The 21,546-nt window shown below is 55.2% G+C and carries 22 protein-coding genes and 1 pseudogene; 6 read left to right on the top strand and 17 right to left on the bottom strand.

The window, feature by feature from the left end; translation table 11 throughout:
• Positions 1 to 76: 76 nt before the first annotated feature.
• From ATI45_RS20950 to ffh, 13 genes and pseudogenes are all read right to left on the bottom strand, one after another.
• Positions 77 to 292 carry a BrnA antitoxin family protein gene (locus ATI45_RS20950; RefSeq protein ID WP_228706132.1) on the bottom strand — a complete coding sequence of 72 codons (216 nt, stop codon included), beginning with the start codon at positions 290 to 292 and terminating at the stop codon, positions 77 to 79.
• Between the two features lie 13 nt (positions 293 to 305).
• The gene (locus tag ATI45_RS20945) at positions 306 to 560 is read right to left on the bottom strand and encodes a Txe/YoeB family addiction module toxin (protein ID WP_098421470.1); all 255 of its coding nucleotides are present in this window, start codon (positions 558 to 560) and stop codon (positions 306 to 308) included.
• Positions 557 to 808: a type II toxin-antitoxin system Phd/YefM family antitoxin gene (locus ATI45_RS20940; RefSeq protein ID WP_098421469.1), complete on the bottom strand. Its 252-nt coding sequence runs from the start codon at positions 806 to 808 to the stop codon at positions 557 to 559. The genes ATI45_RS20945 and ATI45_RS20940 overlap by 4 nt, the downstream gene beginning before the upstream one ends.
• A 228-nt stretch (positions 809 to 1,036) precedes the next feature.
• Entirely contained in the window at positions 1,037 to 2,767 is a 1,731-nt protein-coding gene (gene recJ / locus ATI45_RS20935; RefSeq protein WP_098421468.1) for a single-stranded-DNA-specific exonuclease RecJ, read from the bottom strand.
• A 5-nt stretch (positions 2,768 to 2,772) separates the two neighbouring features.
• Positions 2,773 to 4,173, bottom strand: coding sequence for a threonine synthase (thrC, locus tag ATI45_RS20930; protein ID WP_098421467.1), 1,401 nt, complete (start codon positions 4,171 to 4,173; stop codon positions 2,773 to 2,775).
• Between the two features lie 26 nt (positions 4,174 to 4,199).
• Positions 4,200 to 5,501 carry a homoserine dehydrogenase gene (locus ATI45_RS20925; protein ID WP_098421466.1) on the bottom strand — a complete coding sequence of 434 codons (1,302 nt, stop codon included), beginning with the start codon at positions 5,499 to 5,501 and terminating at the stop codon, positions 4,200 to 4,202.
• 120 nt (positions 5,502 to 5,621) lie between these two features.
• A complete protein-coding gene (locus ATI45_RS20920; RefSeq protein ID WP_098421465.1) occupies positions 5,622 to 6,371 on the bottom strand; it encodes a thioredoxin fold domain-containing protein in 750 nt (249 codons plus the stop codon).
• Positions 6,372 to 6,471: 100 nt separating this feature from the next.
• Positions 6,472 to 7,271, bottom strand: a pseudogene (locus ATI45_RS20915) (site-specific tyrosine recombinase XerD).
• 13 nt (positions 7,272 to 7,284) lie between these two features.
• On the bottom strand, positions 7,285 to 7,641 hold the full coding sequence (rplS, locus tag ATI45_RS20910) for a 50S ribosomal protein L19 (RefSeq protein WP_018403116.1): 357 nt from the start codon (positions 7,639 to 7,641) through the stop codon (positions 7,285 to 7,287).
• Between the two features lie 25 nt (positions 7,642 to 7,666).
• Positions 7,667 to 8,425, bottom strand: coding sequence for a tRNA (guanosine(37)-N1)-methyltransferase TrmD (gene trmD, locus ATI45_RS20905; RefSeq protein ID WP_098421464.1), 759 nt, complete (start codon positions 8,423 to 8,425; stop codon positions 7,667 to 7,669).
• A gap of 1 nt (position 8,426) precedes the next feature.
• Positions 8,427 to 8,954: a ribosome maturation factor RimM gene (gene rimM / locus ATI45_RS20900; protein ID WP_098421463.1), complete on the bottom strand. Its 528-nt coding sequence runs from the start codon at positions 8,952 to 8,954 to the stop codon at positions 8,427 to 8,429.
• A gap of 50 nt (positions 8,955 to 9,004) precedes the next feature.
• A complete protein-coding gene (gene rpsP / locus ATI45_RS20895; protein WP_007348783.1) occupies positions 9,005 to 9,244 on the bottom strand; it encodes a 30S ribosomal protein S16 in 240 nt (79 codons plus the stop codon).
• A gap of 162 nt (positions 9,245 to 9,406) precedes the next feature.
• Positions 9,407 to 10,792 (bottom strand): signal recognition particle protein, encoded by a 1,386-nt coding sequence (gene ffh, locus ATI45_RS20890; RefSeq protein ID WP_098421462.1) that lies wholly within the window; start codon positions 10,790 to 10,792, stop codon positions 9,407 to 9,409.
• A gap of 192 nt (positions 10,793 to 10,984) precedes the next feature.
• On the opposite strand from ffh, the gene ATI45_RS20885 reads away from it, so the two are divergent.
• The 3 genes from ATI45_RS20885 to ATI45_RS20875 all read left to right on the top strand — a co-directional run bounded on the left by ATI45_RS20885 (position 10,985) and on the right by ATI45_RS20875 (position 15,496).
• Complete coding sequence (locus ATI45_RS20885; protein ID WP_098421461.1) at positions 10,985 to 11,791, top strand: cytochrome C assembly family protein; 807 nt, start codon at positions 10,985 to 10,987, stop codon at positions 11,789 to 11,791.
• A gap of 47 nt (positions 11,792 to 11,838) precedes the next feature.
• Complete coding sequence (locus tag ATI45_RS20880) at positions 11,839 to 13,119, top strand: HlyC/CorC family transporter (protein ID WP_098421460.1); 1,281 nt, start codon at positions 11,839 to 11,841, stop codon at positions 13,117 to 13,119.
• A gap of 175 nt (positions 13,120 to 13,294) precedes the next feature.
• Positions 13,295 to 15,496 carry a DUF1631 domain-containing protein gene (locus tag ATI45_RS20875; protein WP_098421459.1) on the top strand — a complete coding sequence of 734 codons (2,202 nt, stop codon included), beginning with the start codon at positions 13,295 to 13,297 and terminating at the stop codon, positions 15,494 to 15,496.
• Between the two features lie 49 nt (positions 15,497 to 15,545).
• On the opposite strand, the gene ATI45_RS20870 is transcribed toward ATI45_RS20875, so the two are convergent.
• Positions 15,546 to 16,364 carry an RNA-guided endonuclease InsQ/TnpB family protein gene (locus ATI45_RS20870; RefSeq protein WP_267284066.1) on the bottom strand — a complete coding sequence of 273 codons (819 nt, stop codon included), beginning with the start codon at positions 16,362 to 16,364 and terminating at the stop codon, positions 15,546 to 15,548.
• A gap of 8 nt (positions 16,365 to 16,372) precedes the next feature.
• A complete protein-coding gene (locus ATI45_RS22935) occupies positions 16,373 to 16,708 on the bottom strand; it encodes a hypothetical protein (protein ID WP_228736034.1) in 336 nt (111 codons plus the stop codon).
• A 60-nt stretch (positions 16,709 to 16,768) separates the two neighbouring features.
• On the opposite strand from ATI45_RS22935, the gene tnpA reads away from it, so the two are divergent.
• Complete coding sequence (gene tnpA / locus ATI45_RS20865) at positions 16,769 to 17,173, top strand: IS200/IS605 family transposase (protein ID WP_098421458.1); 405 nt, start codon at positions 16,769 to 16,771, stop codon at positions 17,171 to 17,173.
• Between the two features lie 208 nt (positions 17,174 to 17,381).
• On the opposite strand, the gene grxD is transcribed toward tnpA, so the two are convergent.
• Positions 17,382 to 17,708: a Grx4 family monothiol glutaredoxin gene (gene grxD / locus ATI45_RS20860; protein WP_098421457.1), complete on the bottom strand. Its 327-nt coding sequence runs from the start codon at positions 17,706 to 17,708 to the stop codon at positions 17,382 to 17,384.
• 312 nt (positions 17,709 to 18,020) lie between these two features.
• Between grxD and argF the strand changes: the two genes are divergently transcribed.
• On the top strand, positions 18,021 to 18,935 hold the full coding sequence (gene argF / locus ATI45_RS20855) for an ornithine carbamoyltransferase (protein WP_098421456.1): 915 nt from the start codon (positions 18,021 to 18,023) through the stop codon (positions 18,933 to 18,935).
• Positions 18,936 to 18,937: 2 nt separating this feature from the next.
• Positions 18,938 to 20,017: an ABC transporter ATP-binding protein gene (locus tag ATI45_RS20850; protein WP_098421455.1), complete on the top strand. Its 1,080-nt coding sequence runs from the start codon at positions 18,938 to 18,940 to the stop codon at positions 20,015 to 20,017.
• Here ATI45_RS20850 and ATI45_RS20845 read toward each other — a convergent pair.
• Positions 19,938 to 21,545, bottom strand: coding sequence for an ATP-binding protein (locus tag ATI45_RS20845; RefSeq protein ID WP_098421454.1), 1,608 nt, complete (start codon positions 21,543 to 21,545; stop codon positions 19,938 to 19,940). The genes ATI45_RS20850 and ATI45_RS20845 overlap by 80 nt on opposite strands.
• Between the last annotated feature and the right edge of the window lies 1 nt (position 21,546).

The following is a 21,546-nucleotide window of genomic DNA, read 5'->3' as shown; positions in this document are numbered from 1 at the left end:
ACAGATTTAAAATCTGTCCCCTCGAGCGAAGTCTGGGCGGATTTGGGGACGGATTTGAAATCCGTCCCCCTATGTATCAGCGCTTTGCAGTCTGGCTTTTCATATATTGTCTGAGTAATTTATTAATACGGGTCTGATACCCTTTCCCCTGTGCCTTGAACCAGACCAGCACATCTTCATCGATGCGCAGAGTCACTGGCTGTTTTGCTGGAACGCGAAGTTCTGCATTCCGAAAGAAATCATCAACCAGCTCAAGCAGAAAGCGCTGGACAGGCACACCGGCTTCACTCAACGACAACGCTGAGTCAGTAATGATACCGGAGCTGAATGATAAGCAGAGCGTCATCCGTGACTTTGTAGACCATGCGATCTTCTTCATTGATTCGACGAGACCAGTAACCGACAAGACTGTGCTTTAGGGGTTCTGGTTTACCAATGCCTTCGAACGGTTCGCGTTTGGTTTCTTTAATCAACTTGTTGATTCGGGTGAGAGCTTTTTTGTCGGCTTTTTGCCAATACAGATAATCTTCCCAGGCGTTCTCGGAGAAGATGAGTTTCATTCAAAAAGTTCCTTTTCCTGCCCGCCGCCTTGCTCCAATTCGGCAACGGATTCCAATAAGCGGCGGGCATTCTTTGGCGAACGCAGAAGGTAGGCGGTCTCTTGCAGCGCTTCGTAGTCTTCAAGAGAGATCATTACCACGGATTGCGATTTGCTCCGGGTGATAATGATTGGCGAGTGGTCTTCACAGACCTGATCCATGGTTTTCGCTAAATTGGTTCTGGCTGCTGTGTAGCTGATTGCATCCATAGTATTACTCCTGTACAGGATGTTGTTACTGTACAGGATATAGTACGCACTGAAATTAAACAATCAGGGTACGAGCCGGCCGGGCGTTCTGGAGCACTAGTGAAGCCGGGGACAGATTTGGAAACCGGGGACAGATTTGAAATCTGTCCCCTTGAGCGAGGTTTTGGCAGATTGGGGACGAACAAGAAAGACCGGGGACGGATTTGAAATCCGTCCCCTTCCTCTGGGTCAGCGCGGCTCCAGGTAATCAATCATCAGCTGTAAGTTAGTCCTGCCACGGAAGGTATTGGCATCCGGCTTGTACACCACCCTCACACCCGTATGGGTATAGTCTGGCACTTCGGCGCCGGTGTTGAAGGCAATACCATCGATGATATTGCCGCCTTCGGTAGGCTGCAGAACCAGCTTTAGATGATTCTGGCCGACTATGCGCTGGCTGACTACGCTGAATTCGCCATCAAAAAGCGGTTCGGGGAAGTGTTGGCCCCAGGGGCCGGCGCGTTTTAGCAGGGCGGCGGTGTCAAGGTTGAGTTCGCTGGCACTTAGGGGGCCGTCGGTAGTGATGGCGGCTTCAAGGTCGCCGGCTGTTAGCTTGTCGCGTACGGCTTTGTCGAAGGCGTTGGAAAAGGCTTCCAGATCACCCGCGGCCAGGGTCATGCCGGCGGCCATGGCGTGGCCGCCGTATTTTTTCAGCAGGCCGGGGTGGCGGGCGTCGACGACGGCCAGGGCATCGCGGATGTGCAGGCCGGGGATGGAGCGGGCGGAGCCTTTTATGTCTTTGCCGTTTTCATCGGATGCAAACGCCACGGTTGGGCGGTTGGTTTGTTCGCGTATACGGGCGGCCAGTATGCCGATGACGCCTTGGTGCCAGTCCGGATCAAACAGCGCCAGGCCCCAGGGTAAGCCTTCCAAATCGAGCGACATAGACGCCAGCAAATCCTGGGCCTGGACTTTCATATCTTTTTCGATGGTGCGGCGTTCGCGGTTGAAGGTGTCCAGCTCTTGCGCCAAACGGCGGGCTTCGTCCGGGCTTGACGCCAGCAGGCAGGCGATGCCCACGCTCATGTCGTCCAGGCGGCCGGCGGCGTTCAGGCGCGGGCCCACTACGAAGCCTAAATCGCTGCTGCTGATAGCGGTATGGTCACGGCCTGCTACTTCCAGCAGCGCCAGTATACCGGGGCGGGTTTCACCCTGGCGTATGCGGCGCAGGCCCTGTTCGACAAATATGCGGTTGTTGTGGTCTAGCGGCACTACGTCGGCCACGGTGCCCAGGGCTACCAGGTCCAGCAAGGTGCCCAGATTGGGTTCGGGGTTTGGCAACCGGCCAAGTTCGCGCAGGTGTTTGCGCAGGGCGGTTAGCACGTAGAACATCACGCCTACGCCGGCGGCGTTTTTGCTGAGGAACTCACAGCCTGGCTGGTTGGGGTTCACAATGGCGTTGGCCTGGGGCAGTTCGTCGCCCGCCAGGTGGTGGTCGGTTACGACCACCAGCATGCCCAGTTCGCGGGCGGCGCGTACGCCTTCCACGGCGGCTATGCCGTTATCCACGGTGACGATTAAATCTGGCAGCGGGCCGTCTTCTTGCAAGCGGTAAATAATGCCGGGGGTTAGCCCGTAACCGTCAGAAAACCGGCTGGGTACTTTAAAATCCACCTGCTTTAAGCCCAGCATGCCCAGGCCCAATAGGGCGACGGCGGTGCTGGTGGCGCCGTCGGCGTCAAAATCCCCGAGTATCAGCACCCGCTGCTGTTTTTCAATGGCTTCGGCAAGCAATTCTACGGCACGGTCTATGCCCCGTAATTGCAGCGGCGATGCCAGATGGCGCAGGGTGTAGCTGAGTTGGTCGTCTGACGTTACACCGCGGGCGGCGTACAAACGGCGTAATATGGGCGGCAAATCTTGCCCCCAGCCGGGCACGTTGGCTGGCTGGGGGCGCCGCAGGATTTTTTTGGGGGTCATGCCGCTCAGGTGTTTTTCCAGTGTTTGGCAATAAAGGCCTGAACGTCGGCGATGTTGTTGTCCAACACGGTGTATTTCTCTTCCCGCTCGAACAGGTCGGCCAGGTGAGCCGGCAGTTCGGGCCTGGCGCTTACGCCGGACTCAGCCACGGCATCGGGGAATTTCGCCGGGTGGGCGGTGCCCAGGGTAATCATCGGTATGCTGGCATCGCGGCGGCAGTTGCGGGCCGCGCGCACGCCAATGGCGGTGTGCGGGTCTAACAGATATGCGTTCTGTTGGAACACCTCGCGGATGGTGTCGCAGGTGTCTTGGTCGCCTACAGCACTGCTGTCAAACAGGCGGCGGGCCTGCCTCCAGCGGAAGTCGTCGATGCTGACCGGGCCTTTGGAGGCGTCTTCCAGCAGGGTTTTCACGGCGTGGCCGTCGCGGCCGTGCAGATCAAACAACAGGCGTTCGAAGTTGCTGGACACCATAATGTCCATACTTGGGGACAGGGTATGCTCCAGCTGATGCTGTTCGTATTTGTTGCCGCTCATAAAGCGATGCAGTATGTCGTTGCGGTTGGTGGCAATCACCAGCTGGGAAATGGGCAGGCCCATTTTCCGCGCCAGGTAACCGGCAAAAATGTCGCCAAAGTTACCGGTGGGCACCGAAAACGCCATGCTGCGGTCTGGCCCACCCAGGGCCAGGGACGCATGAAAGTAGTACACAATCTGGGCCATGATGCGCGCCCAGTTGATAGAGTTCACCGCCGCCAGCTGGGTTTTGCCACCCAGAAATGACTGGTCGCCAAAGCTGGCTTTGACCATGCGTTGGCAGTCATCAAAATTGCCTTTCACGGCAATATTGTAAATATTGTCGCCTTGCACCGTGGTCATCTGCCGGCGCTGCACTTCAGACACCCGCTGGTAGGGGTGCAGAATAAAGATATCCACGTGTTCGCAGCGGCGGCAGCCTTCGATGGCGGCCGAGCCGGTATCGCCAGAGGTAGCGCCCATAATCACCACGTGCTGCTTGCGCCTTTCCAGCACGTAATCCAGCAGGCGGCCCAGCAGTTGCAGTGCGAAATCCTTGAACGCCAGGGTCGGCCCGTGGAACAGCTCCAATACCCATTCGTTGCTGTCGATCTGTACCAGCGGAGCGATGGCCTTGTGGGCGAACACGCCGTAGGTGTCGTCCAGCATGGTGCGGAAATCGTCGGCGGGAATGTCGCCTTCCACAAACGGGTACATGACGTTAAACGCCAGTTCGCTGTAGCTTAGGCCACGCCAGCTGCGAATTTCTTCCAAATTGAACTGGGGCAGGCTTTCGGGCACGTACAAACCGCCGTCTGGCGCCAGGCCGGTTAATAAAACGTCTTCAAAACCCAGTGCGGGCGCTTCACCCCGCGTGCTGATGTATCTCACGTGCGACTACCTGTTAGTGAAAGCTGTTAGTAAAAGTTTTCGGCGCGAATACGAACCACCTGGCCGTCTATGTCTGGCAGGTTTTCCAATTCTGCAATGGCGCCGTTCATCTGCCGTTCCTGCACGGTGTGAGTCAGGATAATCACCGGGATGCGGCCGTCTTTCACTTCGAATTCTTTTTGCATAATGGATTCGATGTTGATGCCGCTGTCGCTCAGGATAGTCGCGATTTTGGCCAGCACACCGGGGCGATCAAACGCGGTGATACGCAGATAATACGCCGACTGTATGTCTTCCATTTCCAGTACCGGCAGATCTTCCATCGCTTCCGGTGCAAAACCCAGGAAAGGTACGCGCAAGCTGCTGCCGCTGGCGACTATGCGGGCAACGTCGATAATGTCGGCAACCACGGCGGAACCGGTGGCTTCGTCGCCGGCACCCGGGCCGTAGTACATGGTTTGGCCAACGGCGTCGCCGTCTACCAGAATGGCGTTCAGTACGCCGTCTACCTGTGCAATCAGGTGGCTCTGGGGAACCAGCGTTGGGTGAACTCGCAGCTCTATGCCGTCTTCGCGGCGGCGGGCAATGCCCAGATGTTTGATGCGATAACCCAGCTGTTCGGCGTGGGCGATGTCGTAAGGGGTAATTTTAGAGATGCCTTCAGTGTAGGCTTTGTTGAACTGCAGCGGCACACCAAAGCCGGCCGAGGCCAGAATGGTGAGCTTATGGGCGGCATCTATGCCTTCCACGTCAAAGGTGGGATCGGCTTCGGCGTAACCCAGAGCCTTGGCCTCTTCCAACACGCCGGCGAATTCACGGCCCGCGCGCATTTCGGTCAGAATGTAGTTACCGGTGCCGTTCATAATGCCGGCAATCCAGTCAATGCGGTTGCCCGCCAGGCCTTCGCGGATGGCTTTGATAACCGGAATACCACCGGCCACGCCCGCCTCATAAGCCACGATTACGCCGGCTTTTTCAGCTGCGGCGAAAATTTCGGTGCCGTGCTCAGCTATTAATGCCTTGTTGGCGGTAACTACGTGCTTGCCGTTTTTGATCGCGGTCAGCACCAGTTCTTTGGCGGCATCGTAGCCGCCAATCACTTCCACCACGATATCAATAGCGGGATCGTTCACCACGTCATAGACGTCAGTGCTGAAGGGAACCCCACCCAGGTCGATGTCTGAGCGAGGGGTTCGGCTGGCAATGCGGGTAATCTGGATGTTGCACCCTGACCTACCGGCAATGATCGCCGCGTTGCGAGTGAGTACCTTGAAGGTTCCGCTGCCCACGGTTCCGAGTCCGCAAATTCCAACACTGACCTGTTTCACTCTTTTACCTCTGATGACGATGGCTGCTGATAGCTGATGATTAAGGCCGCACAGTATACCCACTCACAGCCTGCGGAATAAGACCTGGCGGCAGCTGATTGCCTAAAGAATGCACATTATTTAGAGAATACCCAAACCGCGCGCCAGGGTTTTGGCGGGCACGTAGCCCGGCATTAATGTTCCATCTTCCAATACGATAGCGGGAGTGCCGGTTACGCCGACCAGTCGGCCGAGGTTGTATTGCTCAGCCACCGGGTTGGCGCAGTCAGCGGGCTTGACGGCGCCGCCGCTTTTGGCCTTGTTCATAGCCGCTTGCGGGTCTTCGGCGCACCACACGGACACGTACTTGCGGAAGGATTCGGTACCCGGACCGGAACGGGGAAAGCCGTAGTAATTTACGGTAATGCCCAGTTCGTTAAGTTCGTCCATTTCGCCGTGTAATTTGCGGCAGTAACCGCAATCGATGTCGGTAAACACGTCAATCACCGCTTTTTGTTCGCCCTTGGCCGCGTACTGGATCAAGCCGCCCTTTTTGGCGTGCTCGTTTATAGTTTGCCGGCGCTGGCTGGTGCGTGCCTGTTCGGTAAGGTTAACGTAGCCGGCGTTTTCAAGTTTGACCAGGTCGCCAATAAACAGATATTCCGCATCTTCGGTGGCGTACACAATCTGACCGCTGTTGGTGCGCACCTCGTATATGCCCTGCGCTTTTGCCGGCGCCATGCTTTCTACCTGCAGGCCGGGTACGGCGGTTTGCAGGCGCTGGGTGATGCGCTCTTCAATATCCTCTGCAACGGCGAATGCTGGCAGCAGTAAGCCACCCAACAGGGCCGCGGCAACAAGGCGGGACATAACAGGCAGAGAAAAAGACATATGGGTGTCCGCAATGTGGATAAAAAAAACAGACCGAGTTAATTCAGCACGGACTTAGGGTAGCAAAAAATCGACGTAGAAGAGCAGCAAAACAAAGATATTACCCGCGAGGGTGATGTTGCCGATGCAGTTCCTGCAGACGCTGGCGCGCCACGTGGGTGTATATCTGGGTAGTGGACAAGTCCGCATGGCCCAGCAGCATTTGCACCACCCGTAAATCTGCACCGTGATTGAGCAAGTGGGTTGCGAACGCGTGACGTAGAGTGTGCGGCGACAGGTGTTTTTGGATACCGGTGCGCACCGCGTAATGCTTGATGCGGTGCCAGAACGTTTGACGCGTCATGGCTTTTGGGCGATTGCCGGGGAACAGATCGTCACAGGCGTGGCCTTTCAGCAATTCCGGTCGTGCTTCTTTTATGTAGCGCAGTAGCCAGTCTATGGCCTCTTCGCCTAAGGGCACCAGGCGGTCTTTATCGCCTTTGCCGGTAATGCGCACCACGCCCTGGCGCAAGTTCACCTGGTCCAGCCGCAGTGATGTTAATTCGGTAACCCGCAATCCGCAGCCGTACAGAATTTCCAACATGGCTTTGTCGCGCAGCTCTATAGGCACTTCGGGATCAGGCGCGGCCAGCAGCGCGTCTACTTCGGCTTCGGTGAGGGTAACCCGTCGGATAGCCAAGCCAGTAGGTCGCTACGCTGGGCGGCTGTCAGCAACGGTGTACCGGGCTGGCCCTGAAGCCACTGCGCCAGGCCGCCCAAGTCACTGCGGTAGGCTTCGCGGGTTTTTTCGCTTAAGCCGTCTTCCAGCCAGATGGCGTCGCAGAAGCGTGCGATGGTTGCCTCGTCTTCTGCCGAAACACAAAAAAGGCAGCCGTGGCTGCCTTTTTTAACACTGAGCATGGCGGGAAGCCAATCAGCCCAGCTTTTCCTTGATACGAGCTTTCTTACCAGACAGGTCGCGCAGGTAGTACAGCTTGGCCTGGCGAACAACGCCGCGACGCTTCACTGTAATGCTTTCAATCAGCTTGGAGAAACTCTGGAATGTACGCTCTACGCCCACGCCGTAAGAAATCTTACGTACGATGAAAGAAGAGTTCATGCCACGGTTGCGCTTACCAATGACAACGCCTTCAAACGCCTGCAGACGCTCACGGGTGCCTTCAGTTACGCGAACCTGAACAACCACGGTATCACCCGGCGCGAACGGCGGAATTTCCTTGGTCATTTGTTCTGTTTCAATTTGATTGATGATGTTGTTCTTGCCACTCATCGTTATGCTCCTGATTCCCAATCTTTTAATGCCCTGAAGATTCAGAGGCACACGGTTCGTTTAAAATCTCTGCCAGTAGCTTGCGCTCTTCTTCCGAAAACTCCCGCTTTTTAAGCAGGTCGGGGCGTCGCTCGCTGGTTCGCCTCAACGACTGTTTAAGCCGCCAACGCCGGATCTGATCATGGTGACCGCCCAACAAAACATCCGGCACCGCCTGACCTTCATACACTTCGGGCCGGGTATAGTGCGGACAATCCAGTAAACCGTCGGCGAACGAATCCTGCTCTGCCGACTGCGCATGACCCAGCGCTCCGGGGATGAGGCGCGTAACCGCATCAATCACAGCCATGGCTGCCAGTTCACCGCCGGAAAGCACAAAGTCTCCCAGCGACACTTCACGATCTACTTCTGCCGTAATCAAGCGTTCATCCACACCTTCATAACGGCCCGCCACCAGTATTAGCCGTTGCTCTGCTGCCAGAGATTCCACAACTGCCTGATTCAGGGTTTCACCCTGAGGCGATAAATACACCACACAAGCCGGGCCCGGAGCCGCTTGCCGTGCAGCGTGAATAGCATCCCGTAGCGGCTGAATTTTCATCAGCATACCGGGGCCGCCACCGTAGGGGCGGTCGTCTACCGTGCGGTGACGATCATGGGTGAAATCCCGCGGGTTCCAGCTGTGAAAGGTGATTAACCCGTCACGCACGGCCCTGCTGGTGATGCCATAATCGGTTACCGCTGCAAACATTTCCGGGAACAGACTGACAGCGCCAATCCACACCCTAAAACTCCGGATCCCAGTCAACCACCATGCGCTTTTTGGCTAAATCTACCTGCAAAACGATTTCGTCAGGCAGGTAAGGAATCAGCCGTTCGCGCTGATCAATAGAAGCAGGGCTTGCCTGCACTACCAATACGTCGTTGGCGCCGGTTTCCAGCATATGATGCATTGTTCCCAGGCATTCATCTTCAACCGTGAACACTTCAAGGCCTTCCAACTGATACCAGTAATAGTCGCCCTTGGGCAGCTCTGGTAATTGTTCTGTTGGCACATGAATGTCAAACCCGCAGTAGCGCTGGGCAACATCACGATCATCAATACCTTTCAGCCTGATGACGATCCCCTGCCCTTGGCGGCGACCCTCTTCAAGCTTGACGGGAATACGCTTTCCTTCCTGAACCAGGGTCCAGTTGCGGTAGTTCAGCACTCCGTCTCTGGGATCGGTAAAAGAGTAGACTTTAAGCCAGCCCTTGATCCCAAACACCGCGGTAATACGGCCGATCACAGTTTCCTGCGAGGATTCTGCCATGTGTGTCACCCCGGTGTGTGTCAGGCTAATCTTCAGATTGCTCTGATAGATCAGTCTGCGGTTTTCAGCAGTTGGGCAACGCGATCGCTAGGCTGTGCGCCTTGGCTGATCCAGTGCGCAACACGCTCACGATCAACACGCAGACGCTCTTCCTGTCCACGGGCAATCGGGTTGAAGAAGCCGACACGTTCAATAAAACGACTGTCGCGTGCTTTGCGGCTGTCGGTCACTGTCAGATGGTAGAACGGGCGCTTCTTAGAGCCGCCGCGAGCCAAACGGATTTTTACCATTTAACCAATATCCTGTTCTGTTGTACGAACTTTGTACGATTCAATGCAGCCAAAAGCGGCTAACATGAAGACCCATACTCGAAAGGGGCGCTATTCTATGCTAAAAAAGCGCCAAAGAAAACAGCGAAACCGGTTGTTTCCCTGTTTTAGGCGTAAGGCATTTTACATACGACCAAAGGGAGGCTGACCGCCTCCACCGCCGGGCGGCATCATACCACCCAAACCGCGCATCATGTTGGCCATTCCGCCTTTCTTACTAAACTTTTTCATCATCTTCTGCATTTGCTTGTGCTGCTTAAGCAGCCGGTTCACATCTTGAATCTGCGAACCGGAGCCATTGGCAATACGACGCTTGCGGGAGTTGTTGATAGTGTCCGGGTAACGGCGCTCTTTGGATGTCATGGAACAGATAATCGCTTCCATTTGCCCCATCGACTTGTCGTTTACCTGCTGCTGGGCCACCTTAGCCATCTGGCCCATGCCCGGCAGCTTGTCCATCAGGCCGCCAATGCCGCCCATACTTTTCATTTGCTGGAGTTGGTCACGGAAGTCTTCAAGATCAAAGCTTTTGCCTTTCTTGATCTTTTTGGTGAGCTTCTCGGCCTTGCTCTGGTCCAGCTTGCGCTCGGCTTCCTCTATAAGAGAAAGCACATCGCCCATACCCAGGATGCGTGACGCCACCCGATCTGGATGAAACAGCTCCAAAGCGTCGGATTTTTCACCCACACCCAGGAATTTGATCGGCTTGCCAGTAATGTGACGTACCGACAGGGCAGCACCGCCACGGGCATCGCCGTCGGTTTTGGTAAGCACCACACCTGTCAGCGGCAAGGCTTCGTTAAAGGCCTTGGCGGTGTTGGCGGCGTCTTGCCCGGTCATGGCGTCTACCACGAACAGGGTTTCTATCGGTTTTACCGCGGCGTGCAGGCGGCTGATTTCGCCCATCATCATTTCATCGATGGCGAGGCGGCCGGCGGTATCCAGTATCACCACATCAATGTGTTTCTTGCGCGCTGCGCTAATGGCGCCTTCGGCAATGGCAACCGGGTTTTGGTCGGCGGAGCTGGGGAAGAACTCTACGCCTACCTCGTTGGCCAGGGTTTCCAGCTGCTTGATAGCGGCCGGCCGGTAAATGTCAGCACTGACCACCATCACGCTTTTCTTCTGGCGCTCTTTCAGGAATCGCGCCAGCTTGGCAACGGTGGTGGTTTTACCGGCACCCTGCAGGCCCGCCATCATGATGACCGCAGGCGGAGCAACCGACAGATTCAGGCCGGTGTTGGCCTCGCCCATCACCCGCTCAAGCTCCTGCTGCACCACTTTCACAAACACCTGGCCGGGTGTCAGGCTACGCTGAACTTCCTGGCCAATGGCACGCTGGCGAACACCCTCTACGAAGTCCTTAACCACCGGCAAAGCAACGTCGGCTTCAAGCAGCGCCATGCGAACTTCACGCAGCGTATCTTTGATATTGTCTTCGGTAAGCCGCGCCTGACCCGTGATTTTGCGCAGACTGCCGGAGAGTCGGTCCTGTAGATTTTCAAACATGCGGTTCTTCCGTACCCGGATAAGAGTATTCAGGAAACATCAGACCCCGGGGCCTGTTGATTCCGGTTGCATAATTGGCACATTATAACCAGACTATCGTCCCGAAACGACCAGCTCAGTGAAATCACTTTTAATGCGCCGTAAACCTCAGCCTGAACAGTGGCATATAGGGCAGCCCAGGATTAACACTTTATGGGAACGCTGATTCTCGCGGTTACCTCACTTCTGTTATACAGCATCGGCACGGCCCTGCAGGCCCTTCATTTCCGCGGCCGGGTGCAAAGCAGCTTGGCAATGACCACATTGGTGGGCATTTTGGCCTTGGTGGGCCACGCATTGCTGATCACTCAGATTGTGCATCATGACGGCGGTTTCGATTTCAGCATTGTGCGCAGCTCGCTCATCATCTCCTGGCTGATCACATTCCTGCTACTTGGCCTGAATCTTACCAAACCCCTACAAAACCTTCTATTAGGCGTATACCCCCTGGCCGGCCTGACCATTATTGTTGCGCTGGCAGCGCCCACTCCAGCGCGGCTGGTGCCAGAGCACAGCTATGGCATGCTGACCCACATTGCCCTGTCGGTCACCGCTTACAGCCTGTTCAGCCTGGCGGCGATTCAGGCCGTGTTGTTGTATATCCAAAACCGCCAACTGAAGAGCAACTACAACAGCCGCCTGGTGCGCAACCTGCCCCCCCTGCAAACCATGGAGTCGGTGCTGTTCGAACTGGTGTGGGCCGGTGTTGTGCTACTGATTCTAGCCATTGTTACCGGCGCTCTTTTTGTCGAAGACCTGTTCGCCCAGGACATTGCCCACAAAACTCTGTTTTCGATACTCTCGTTGCTGGTGTTTGTGGCCTTGCTGATTGGCCGCCACACCAGAGGCTGGCGCGGGGTGACCGCAAGCCGCTGGACACTGGCAGGCTGCGCGTTATTAATGGTAGCGTTCTATGGCAGCAAGCTGGTGCTGGAACTGATTTTCCATCGCGGCCTGTAAAACGGTAGCGCCTTCCACGCTCTTCAAAAATAGAGAGGACACCTCGCTTGAACGAAACATCGCTGACCGCGCTGTTTATTACGCTAGCCGGACTGATTTTGCTATCGGCCTTCTTTTCCAGCTCCGAAACCGGAATGATGACGCTGAACCGGTATCGCCTGAAGCACATGGCGCAAACCGGTCACAAAGGCGCCAAGCGCGCCCACAGGCTTCTGCAGCGCACCGATCAGCTGATCGGCGTTATCCTGATTGGCAACAACTTCGTTAACATCTCTGCCTCGGCCATTGCCACGGTCATCGCCATACGCATCTGGGGCGACGCCGGTATTGCCATAGCCACCGTACTACTGACCATTGTTATCCTGATTTTTGCGGAGGTTACGCCAAAGACGTTGGCCGCACTGTTTCCGGAAAAAATCGCCTTTCCTGCCAGTTATGTTCTGGCTCCGCTGCTAAAAATACTCTACCCGGTGGTATGGGCGGTAAACCTGTTCACCGGCGGCATTTTGAAACTGCTGCGGGTGTCGCCGGAAGACATTGCCAACGACCACCTCAGCCGCGAGGAGTTACGCACCCTGGTAAACGAAGCCGGCGCGCTGATTCCGGCCAAGCACAAAGATATGCTGGTGAGCATACTGGACCTGGAAAAAGTCACCGTGACGGACATTATGGTGCCCCGTAACGAAGTCGTCGGGATTGATCTGGATAACGACCTGAACAGCATTCTGCGCTTGTTACGCAATAGCCAGCACACCCGCCTGCCGGTTTATAAAGGCGATATCAATGAAATTCAGGGCATTCTGCATTTGCGCAACATCGCCAAACTGCTGCAAAAAGATGACCTGAACAAAGACATGATTGTACAGCTGTGCACCGAGCCCTACTTTGTACCGGAAAGCACACCACTGAACACCCAGCTGATTAACTTCCAGAAGGGCCGCCGTCGCTTTGGCATTGTGGTAGACGAATACGGCGAAGTTCTGGGCCTGGCCACTTTGGAAGACATACTTGAAGAAATCGTGGGCGAGTTCACCACCGACTATGCATCCACCAGCCCAGACATTATTCCCCAAGACAATGGCACTTATATTATTGATGGCTCCGCCTCGCTGCGGGTAATTAACAAAAGCCTGGCCTGGAAGTTGCCCATAGACGGCCCGAAAACCCTGAACGGTTTGATTACCGAAACCCTGGAGAATATCCCCGACAGCAATGTGTGCCTGAGGGTTGGTGGACATCGGGTTGAAGTACTACAAATTAAAGATAATGTTGTGAAGGCGGCCATTGTTCACCCCAAAAAACGCAAAAACCGCGGGCTTGGCCGGTGAATACAGCGCCAGCTTTGGTAACCGCGGGCGCCTGATTTTGTGAGCCTGTCGTGAAAACTGAAAAGCAAACGTATAAAAAAAGATTCAGATGGGTTAAATTTGACCAATAAGCGTAATTCCCTTTTTAGAAGCAGCCTATAAAGGGCCAAGGCGGAGAGAGAGACAGAAACCTGCCATGAGCGAACAGTCCGGCATTCATTATATCCACGAGCGTTCGAAAGGCGCTAACGGGGAAGTCGCGCCTGTTCCACCCGAGGTGGTACGCATTCGGGAAACGGTTGTTGCAGGCCTGGGTGACTTGTTACAGGGTGCGCTGGACGCCGTCGACGATTCGCTATTTGAACTTGCTAACAACTGCCGCAACAACAATGAGCAAAACCGCTACTTTGAAGCCATGCGGGAAATTCGCATCAAGCGCAAAGGCGTTGAACGCGAGTTCAGCGAAGCGATAAGTGCATTTTTTGTGTCGCCACCCAGCCAGACCAGTTCCGATAACCAGCCCCAGGCCATAGACGCAGACAACCTCGCGCTGGTGGGCAATGACGACCTGGAAGAACAGGTTGCGTTAAACGCCATGGCCGGAAAAGCCAAAGCGCACTTTCAAGGCCAGCTGATTCAGCTGGAGGCGCGCTTCAGTCAAGTATATAAAACAGCAGACGGCGTTATATCCAACCCCTTGGCGCCAGAGCACTTGGGCCAGGCGTTTATACACGCCATACAGCCCATGGAAATCCAGATTCGCGAGCGCCTGATTCTGCTGAAGCAGTTTGACCGCTACGTTATGTCTAATCTGGGCATGCTGCTAGACGAAGCCAACCGCATTTTGGTGCAGGCGGGGGTAATCCCCCACTTTCGCCATCAGGGTAAAAATACCTCGCAAAGCCCGGGTAGAGGCGGCAAAGCAGCCGGTAGCGCGGATTCAACGAGCGCCTCGCAGGCTGATGCCGCAGGCGAAATCGCGGTATTCGAACAGATACGCAGCATGCTTGCGCACCAACGTAGCAATGCCGGTATGCCGCAGCAGCGTTCTGACAGCCGCCCGGTATACCGTGTGTCTGCCGCTGAACTTGGCGAACTTCTTAACGCTTTGCCGGCGCAGAACACATTTGACAACTTTGGCTACACAGGCCTCAGCGAAGACCTCAGCCGAGGCGAGCCGCTGACTATAGATCTACTGGAGTTGATGCACCAACTTCTGGCGCAGGTAAAGCGCAAAGACGGCCGCAAGCCCGCCATAACCGAGGCCGATGAAGACCTCATTAATCTTGTGTCTATGCTGTTCGATTTCATTCTGGACGACGATAACCTGTCAGCACCCATTCAGGTGCTGATCAGCCGCTTGCAGATACCCATACTGAAAGTGGTGATGCGCGACAAAACGTTCTTCAGCCATGGCGGCCATCCCGCTCGGCGCCTGCTCAATAACCTTGCCCGCGCCGGCATTGGCTGGAGCAACAGCGATGAAAAGTCGCGAGACAAACTTTACAACCAGATTCACACCATTGTGCAGCGGATTCTTGAAGAGTTTGACGGCGACATATCGTTGTTTGTTGCCCTACATGACGAATTCGACGCTTTTCTGGAGCGGGAAAACAAGCGTTCAACCCTGGTGGAGCAGCGCACCCGCGAATCTGAGCGTGGCCGTATAAAATCACAGAAAGCCCAGCAGACTGTCGACACGATACTGAAAGAGAAGCTGGCCCGTTACAAACTGCCGCACACCATTCATACCATTGTTGTTAATGGTTGGAGCCGGGTTATGTTCCTGACCTACCTCAGGGACGAGATGGAGCACCGCTGGAACGAGTCGGTAAAAGTACTGGACGACCTGATCTGGTGCCTGCACCCCCATCACGAGGATGCCGAACGCGACCAGTGGGTTCGTGTGGTACCGGGGTTGCTGAAAACCTTGCGCGCCGGGCTTGAAGAAGTGTCGTTTAATTCGTCCAAACTCGACGAAATGATGGCCCAGCTCAAACATGAACTGGCCGAGGCGTTCCGCACCAACGCGGCTATAGAAACCCGCCCAGAGCCTTTAGTAGTAACGCCAGGCCCTGCAAAAGAGGACATCGGCGAAGAACTGCAAGACAACTCCATTTCTGAATACATGGATAAGATTGACCAGATTGAAACCGGTAGCTGGGTAGAATTCAGCCTGGTAAACGGCGCCAGCTTCCGTTGCAAACTGTCGGCTATTATTGAAGAAGCCGACTGCTTTGTGTTCGTTAACCGCATGGGGCTGAAAGTGATTGAAAAAACCCGCACCGAGCTTGCCCAGGAAATGTGCCGTGGCCGGTTGACGCTGCTGGAGCAAGGAGCGCTGATTGACCGCGCACTGAACGCGGTGGTGGGGTCTCTTCGAAGCAAAGCAGGGTGAACTACCAACACTAAATCGAAGATTTTGAATTGGCATCTGGGTAAACCTACTACGCGGCGATCTGATGCGCAGTATTTTCCCTTCTAATAACGACGGATTTGTGTGGCATAAGATCCATCATTATGGGGTTGGACACACACCCCTTACAGGCTAGCCCTAAGGCCTCACCCGTTGCTTTTCTGAGGATATTAAGAGCGCCGTTGATGTCGGCGTTTATGATCCCGTGTTTGCTTTGATACAACCCTCGGCGGATTCGCTTTCCGCTGAATAGTGGTACGACGTTTTCAGGATTGTTGCCGTAAACCGGCATGAAGTCGTTGTCCAGAGCGGATGCCTTGGAGGTGTACGACTCTTCCTGAATAACGGTGGTGATGCCGAGAGCTTGGCACTTGTATTGGATTTGAGAGATCAGAATGGCATGCGGAATACCGACAAATTTCTGGTTATTCACACGGCCAATATTGACCTCCTGCTTCCAGTGTTTGTTATAACCGATGACCAGCGTCCCGATGTTGTTCTCCCGGCAATACGCGATCACCTTGCTGGAGGCCCTGTGCAACAGGTCTTTTATCCGGCGATTTCGTTTATTCGTCACGGCGCGGATGTGGGCGTATTTGCCTTGAGAGCGAAGTTTGGCCACACGTTTGTTGTACCAGGCATTGATCGATTTCAGCGCTTTACCGTTGATCAGAACAGGGCGAACGCCCGGCTGATCGGTTGCGAGGGCGATAAGATTGTTGATGCCTAAATCGATCCCGGCCTTGCGGGATGTGTCGAGAAGACGGCAGAAGCGACCCGCCTCCACAATCTTTGATTCGTTGTAAACGATTTCGATAATGAAGCAGTTGCCCTTGGGTACGATCCGCACCTCAAGGGCTATGGTGTCACCACCAAAGCATTCCAGTTTTGTGAAAACCGAAACTGCGTTTTGATCGGTGGCAACACGTCGCTGGCAAAGTGCAGAGTCCCGTCAACAAACTTGAAGCCGTTTCGTCCAATGTGGACGGTGGCCGCTTTGTGGGCGTAACCGGGCTTCTTCGGTTGGGCCTTGAAGCTGGAAGGCATCTTCTTGTACGCCCGCAGAGCCGCAAAATAAGAGGTCCATTCCTGGCCAACAATCTGAGTGCAAACGCTGGCCCCGCGAAACGCCTCATGATTCTTTCGAATGAGGATTTGCTGGGTGCGAATGTGGGTTGATTTCTCGTTGTTCATGTTGATAATATTACAACCTGACCAACTTGGCGTCAATCGTTTATACAGTGGAAATTTTCGATGAAAAGAAGTCATAACTCGTGCGTTTACAAACTCCAATATCATTTGGTGTTGGTGACCAAATATCGGAATAAGTGCCTGAATGATGACATGCTGCTCTGGCTTGAAGATGAGTTTATCCGACTGTTAAGCGCCGATGATTGCGGGCTGGATGAGTTCAACGGCGAAGCTGATCACATTCACGCACTGATCACGCTTCACCCGATGGTTACACCGGCAAAACTGATCAACACGCTGAAAACCGTCAGCAGCCGGATGATCAAAAAGGAATATGGCGCCCAACTCAAAGAGTTTTACGGGGGCACAAGCGCGCTGTGGAGTCGGTCGTACTGCTTATTGTCAGTGGGTGGGGCGCCGATCGACGTTCTCCGTGCCTACATTGAGAACCAGGACCGACCAAAATAGTCGCTATCCATCCAACACTAAATCAGAGATTTTGAATTGGAATTTCGCTCATTTCGTTAAAAGCCTCGTACCTCGAACAAAAAATGCCGGCGTATAGCCGGCATTTTCTATTCTCACTGCACACTCTTTCTCAATTGCCTGGGTTTTGTCCCAGCCGCAAAGGTTTCATTAACGCTGCGCAGCGTTTCCTGGCACTGAAAATGGCGTATCAGGCCTCTGCCTGCTTGCACGCAGCTTTGACAGCTGTGGCCAGCTCGCCGTTTTCCGACATTTCCATAATGATGTCGCAGCCGCCAACCAATTCGCCGCTAATATACAGCTGCGGGTAAGTAGGCCAGCTAGAGTGCACTTTCAGCGCTTCACGCAGTTCCGGGTTGTCCAGAATGTTTACAAACGCAAATTTCTCGCCGCAGGCCATTAACGCCTGAACTGTTTTTGCCGAAAAACCGCACTGTGGCGCTTGAGGAGAACCCTTCATATACAGAATGACCGAGTTTTCTTCGAGTTGGCTTTTAATGGTGTCGTTCATATCCATGTTATCTACCTCTGCTGGAAGCTAAAATGAAAAAGGGAAGGCTTGCGTTAATGCAATCAGTTCCAGTCATTGTACACGGACCCGGCAGACCTACCAACCGTCGCCGACCGCTCGCGCTTTGACTCAGAACATGCAGGGACAGATTTGAAATCTGTCCCTTATCGCTAAAGACGGGGCACCGGCTGGCCCTGATCGTTGTCATGCCACCATAGAGCGGCTAGACTGATTGCCCCTATTTTTTCACTTTATATCAACAATCATCAGGCTAGAAGCCCCGGCAACACGGGCCTCCAGCGAGGTAAGGGCCATTCCATGGCGATACGACATTTTTTAACACTGAACGACCTGACTCCCGATGAACTGGAAGCGCTGCTGGACCACGGCTCACGCCTGCGTAAGGAATGGCACCAGGGCGTTACCCGCGACACCTTGAAGAATCGGGTACTGGCGATGATTTTTGAAAAGTCGTCTACCCGCACCCGGGTATCCTTCGAAGCCGGCATGATGCAGCTTGGTGGCTCGGCGTTGTTTTTGTCGCCCCGCGACACCCAGTTGGGCCGTGGCGAACCGATTGAAGATTCAGCCATTGTTATCTCCAGCATGGTTGACGCGGTTATGATCCGTACCTTCGCCCACAATGCCGTAGAGCGCTTTGCGGCTGCATCCTCAGCGCCGGTCATAAACGCGCTGACCGACGACTTCCATCCCTGCCAGCTGCTGGCAGATATGCAAACCTATCGCGAAAACCGCGGCAGCATTCGCGGCGCCACGGTGGCCTGGATCGGCGATGGCAACAATATGTGTCATTCCTACATCAACGCTGCGGCAATGTTCGGCTTTCATCTGAATGTGGCTTGCCCGAAAGGCTATGAGCCAGACGCCTCCGTATTTGAAGCACACAAAGAACATGTCACGGTGATGCGTGAGCCAGCAGACGCTGCCCGCAACGCCAACCTGCTAGTTACCGATGTGTGGGCCTCCATGGGCCAGGAAAGCGAGCAGAAAGCCCGTGAACAGGCGTTTTCGAGTTACCAGATTAACCCGCAGTTGATGGCATTAGCCGCTAAAGACGCCCTGTTTATGCATTGCCTGCCGGCACATCGCGGCGAAGAAATCTCGCAAGACATGATGGAGCATTCGGGCTCGGTTGTGTGGCAGGAAGCTGAAAACCGCCTGCACGCACAAAAAGCCCTGCTGGAATTCCTGATTCTTAAACGTCTGGATTAATTATGGACAAGCCCGCAATCGCGTCTGACTGGCTGCTCGAAGTCAACAATCTGTGCTGCGGTTATGGCGGCGAAGCTGTGGTGAAGAACGTCAGTTTTGCCCTGCGCCAGGGCGACATTGGCTGCCTGCTGGGCCCTAGCGGCTGTGGCAAAAGCACTATTTTGCGGGCCCTGGCCGGCTTTTTACCCCTTAGCGATGGCAAAATCAGCCTTCAGGGCCAGGCCATCAGCCTGCCCGGCCGCGCTCTGCCGCCGGAAAAACGCCGTATTGGCATGGTATTTCAGGATTACGCGCTTTTCCCGCACTTGAGCATTGCCGACAACGTGGGTTTTGGTTTGAACCGCCTGAGCAAAGCCGAGCGCCAACGCAAGGTCACGGAATTACTGGAGCTGGTGCAACTGCAGGACCTTGCCAACTGCTACCCTCACGAATTGTCGGGCGGGCAGCAGCAGCGGGTTGCTCTGGCTCGCGCGCTGGCACCAGAGCCCACGCTGATTTTACTGGACGAGCCGTTTTCCAATCTGGACGCGGACTTGCGCCGGCGGCTAAGTCTGGATGTACGAGACATTCTGAAAACTCTGGGGATCAGCGCCATTCTGGTGACCCACGACCAGCAAGAAGCCTTTGCCATGTGCGACCAAGTGGCGGTACTGCAAAAAGGCCGTATTCAGCAATGGGACGTGCCGTTCAACCTGTATCACGAGCCAACAAACCGCTTTGTTGCCAGCTTTGTGGGCCAGGGCAGCTTTGTATTAGGCAGCACTCTGGGGCCAGACGCCATACAGTCGGAACTCGGCGTTGTTCACGGTAACCGGGCTTACAAATGGGACGCGGGCACACCGGTCGATGTACTGATTCGGCCCGATGACATCATTTATGATGAACATTCGCCTTTGCGGCCCAGGGTGATTGAAAAAACCTTTGCCGGTACATCCACGCTCTACCGTTTTCGCTGTTCCGAATCCACCGAGTTTGAGGCGCTGTTCCGTAGCCACCTGGATTTCAATGTGGGTGATCTTGTTCCTGTGCGAGTTGATGCAGACCACCTGATTGCGTTTGAACACGAGGCCATACGAGGCTAAAGCAAGCGCCGCCGAGGGTGGCACTTGCGCCTACAAATGCCTGGCCACCGTGCCAGTACATAATGCGCCGCACAATCGACAGCCCTAATCCGTACCCGCCCGAGGTGCGGGTGCGGCTGTCATCCAGCCGTGAAAATGCAATAAACACCCGGTCCCAGTCTGAACGCGGTATGCCCTGGCCGTCGTCTTCCACATCAATGCGGCAATTGTCGGTGTCTAGCCGGCAGCGCACACGCACCTGGTGGCTGGCGTAGCGTGCGGCGTTACCCACCAGATTCTGAATAGCACGGTGTAAATAGCGCGGTTCTACGTCGGCCGTGAACAGTGCCTCACTGGCGCCATCTACATCCAGCTCCATCACCACGGTTGGGTGCAAGAGCTGCTGTTGGGCAATGACCTGGCGCAGCAGATCTGGCATAGATGTCTGCTGCAGAAGGAACTTGGCCTCGCTCTGCTCTAGCCGAGCGTAAGTCAGTATTTCGTCTATCAAGTCGTCCAGTTCCTGAATGTCGCCGTCTATGCCCTGCAACTGCTCCTCGCTGCGCTGAGACTTGTCGCTGTCGGCCAACATCTGCACGCCAAAGCGAATGCGCGCCACCGGGGTGCGTAGCTCGTGGGACACCGCATGGATCATGTCGTGCTGCACCTGCACCAGGCGCTGAATATGTTCGGCCATGCTATTGAACGCCGCCCCCAAGCGCTGTTGCAGCAGGCTGGAGCCGGGTTCTACCCGCGCCGCCAAATCACCACGGGCAATGCGCAGGGCTGCGGATTCAACCTTCAGCAAACGCCCATCCCAAGCGCGTGCCACAAATCCGAGCAACAGTGCCAGCGCCGCTGCCATCAGCAGACACAGTAGCAAAATAATCGCCAGGTTCCAGGATGTGAACGGCGGTGGTGGCACCAGCACCACCATTTCGCCGTCAGCCAGCTGCAACGCCACCCGGGGCGCCTCTTCGGATTTCGCGGTGTACAGCACCAGGCCGTCACGGACTAATTGTCGCAACACATCGGTGGGTGGCAAGCGCTCACTGGTATCAATGGAATAAGCGCCAATGCCCAATGACGCGCTTAAATAACGCAGGGTTTCGGGACGACGTTCAACCGGCGAGCTGTCCAGGTGCCAGCGAAAAACCAGCGCGCTGGCGCGCACAATGTCGCGATAAGGCGTGGCCAGATTCAGGGCGAGTACTTGGCCGTCTTCACGGGCAATTAACAGGCGCTGGCCCAGACTGGATGGCAATACCACCACCTGGCCGTAACTCAGGCGTTCGCGAACAACCGCGGTATCGGCCAACTGCGTGGCCGGGCCTACCTCAAGGTTATAGGTCGGCACCAGCCAAGCGTAATGGCCGACAGGGTCTGCAGACGACGCCAGCCATTGCATCAGCGCTGTGCCATGGTGTTCCAGCCACATTTGCTGGCGAATACCGTTCAGGCCCTGAAACAGCAATACACAGAGCACCACCATCAACAGCACGAAACCGGCTAGGCGGGCATACAGTTTTAGAAGGTAGATCAGGGGCATG

The sequence above is a fragment of the Marinobacter sp. LV10MA510-1 genome, from assembly GCF_002563885.1.
Classification (GTDB): domain Bacteria; phylum Pseudomonadota; class Gammaproteobacteria; order Pseudomonadales; family Oleiphilaceae; genus Marinobacter.
Note: the sequence above shows the minus strand (reverse complement) of the source record. Positions and strands in the feature narration are given on the sequence as shown.

What these genes read in the sequence shown, in the direction of transcription:
- ATI45_RS20885 (WP_098421461.1), top strand. Translation starts at nt 10,985, where the DNA reads ATGGGAACGCTGATTCTCGCGGTTACCTCACTTCTGTTATACAGCATC.
- ATI45_RS20920 (WP_098421465.1), bottom strand. Translation starts at nt 6,371, where the DNA reads ATGTCTTTTTCTCTGCCTGTTATGTCCCGCCTTGTTGCCGCGGCCCTG.
- ATI45_RS20850 (WP_098421455.1), top strand. Translation starts at nt 18,938, where the DNA reads ATGGACAAGCCCGCAATCGCGTCTGACTGGCTGCTCGAAGTCAACAAT.
- argF (WP_098421456.1), top strand. Translation starts at nt 18,021, where the DNA reads ATGGCGATACGACATTTTTTAACACTGAACGACCTGACTCCCGATGAA.
- ATI45_RS20845 (WP_098421454.1), bottom strand. Translation starts at nt 21,545, where the DNA reads ATGCCCCTGATCTACCTTCTAAAACTGTATGCCCGCCTAGCCGGTTTC.
- tnpA (WP_098421458.1), top strand. Translation starts at nt 16,769, where the DNA reads ATGAAAAGAAGTCATAACTCGTGCGTTTACAAACTCCAATATCATTTG.
- rpsP (WP_007348783.1), bottom strand. Translation starts at nt 9,244, where the DNA reads ATGGTAAAAATCCGTTTGGCTCGCGGCGGCTCTAAGAAGCGCCCGTTC.
- ATI45_RS22935 (WP_228736034.1), bottom strand. Translation starts at nt 16,708, where the DNA reads ATGAACAACGAGAAATCAACCCACATTCGCACCCAGCAAATCCTCATT.
- ATI45_RS20940 (WP_098421469.1), bottom strand. Translation starts at nt 808, where the DNA reads ATGGATGCAATCAGCTACACAGCAGCCAGAACCAATTTAGCGAAAACC.
- ffh (WP_098421462.1), bottom strand. Translation starts at nt 10,792, where the DNA reads ATGTTTGAAAATCTACAGGACCGACTCTCCGGCAGTCTGCGCAAAATC.
- ATI45_RS20875 (WP_098421459.1), top strand. Translation starts at nt 13,295, where the DNA reads ATGAGCGAACAGTCCGGCATTCATTATATCCACGAGCGTTCGAAAGGC.
- rplS (WP_018403116.1), bottom strand. Translation starts at nt 7,641, where the DNA reads ATGAGTGGCAAGAACAACATCATCAATCAAATTGAAACAGAACAAATG.
- ATI45_RS20945 (WP_098421470.1), bottom strand. Translation starts at nt 560, where the DNA reads ATGAAACTCATCTTCTCCGAGAACGCCTGGGAAGATTATCTGTATTGG.
- rimM (WP_098421463.1), bottom strand. Translation starts at nt 8,954, where the DNA reads ATGGCAGAATCCTCGCAGGAAACTGTGATCGGCCGTATTACCGCGGTG.
- grxD (WP_098421457.1), bottom strand. Translation starts at nt 17,708, where the DNA reads ATGGATATGAACGACACCATTAAAAGCCAACTCGAAGAAAACTCGGTC.
- recJ (WP_098421468.1), bottom strand. Translation starts at nt 2,767, where the DNA reads ATGACCCCCAAAAAAATCCTGCGGCGCCCCCAGCCAGCCAACGTGCCC.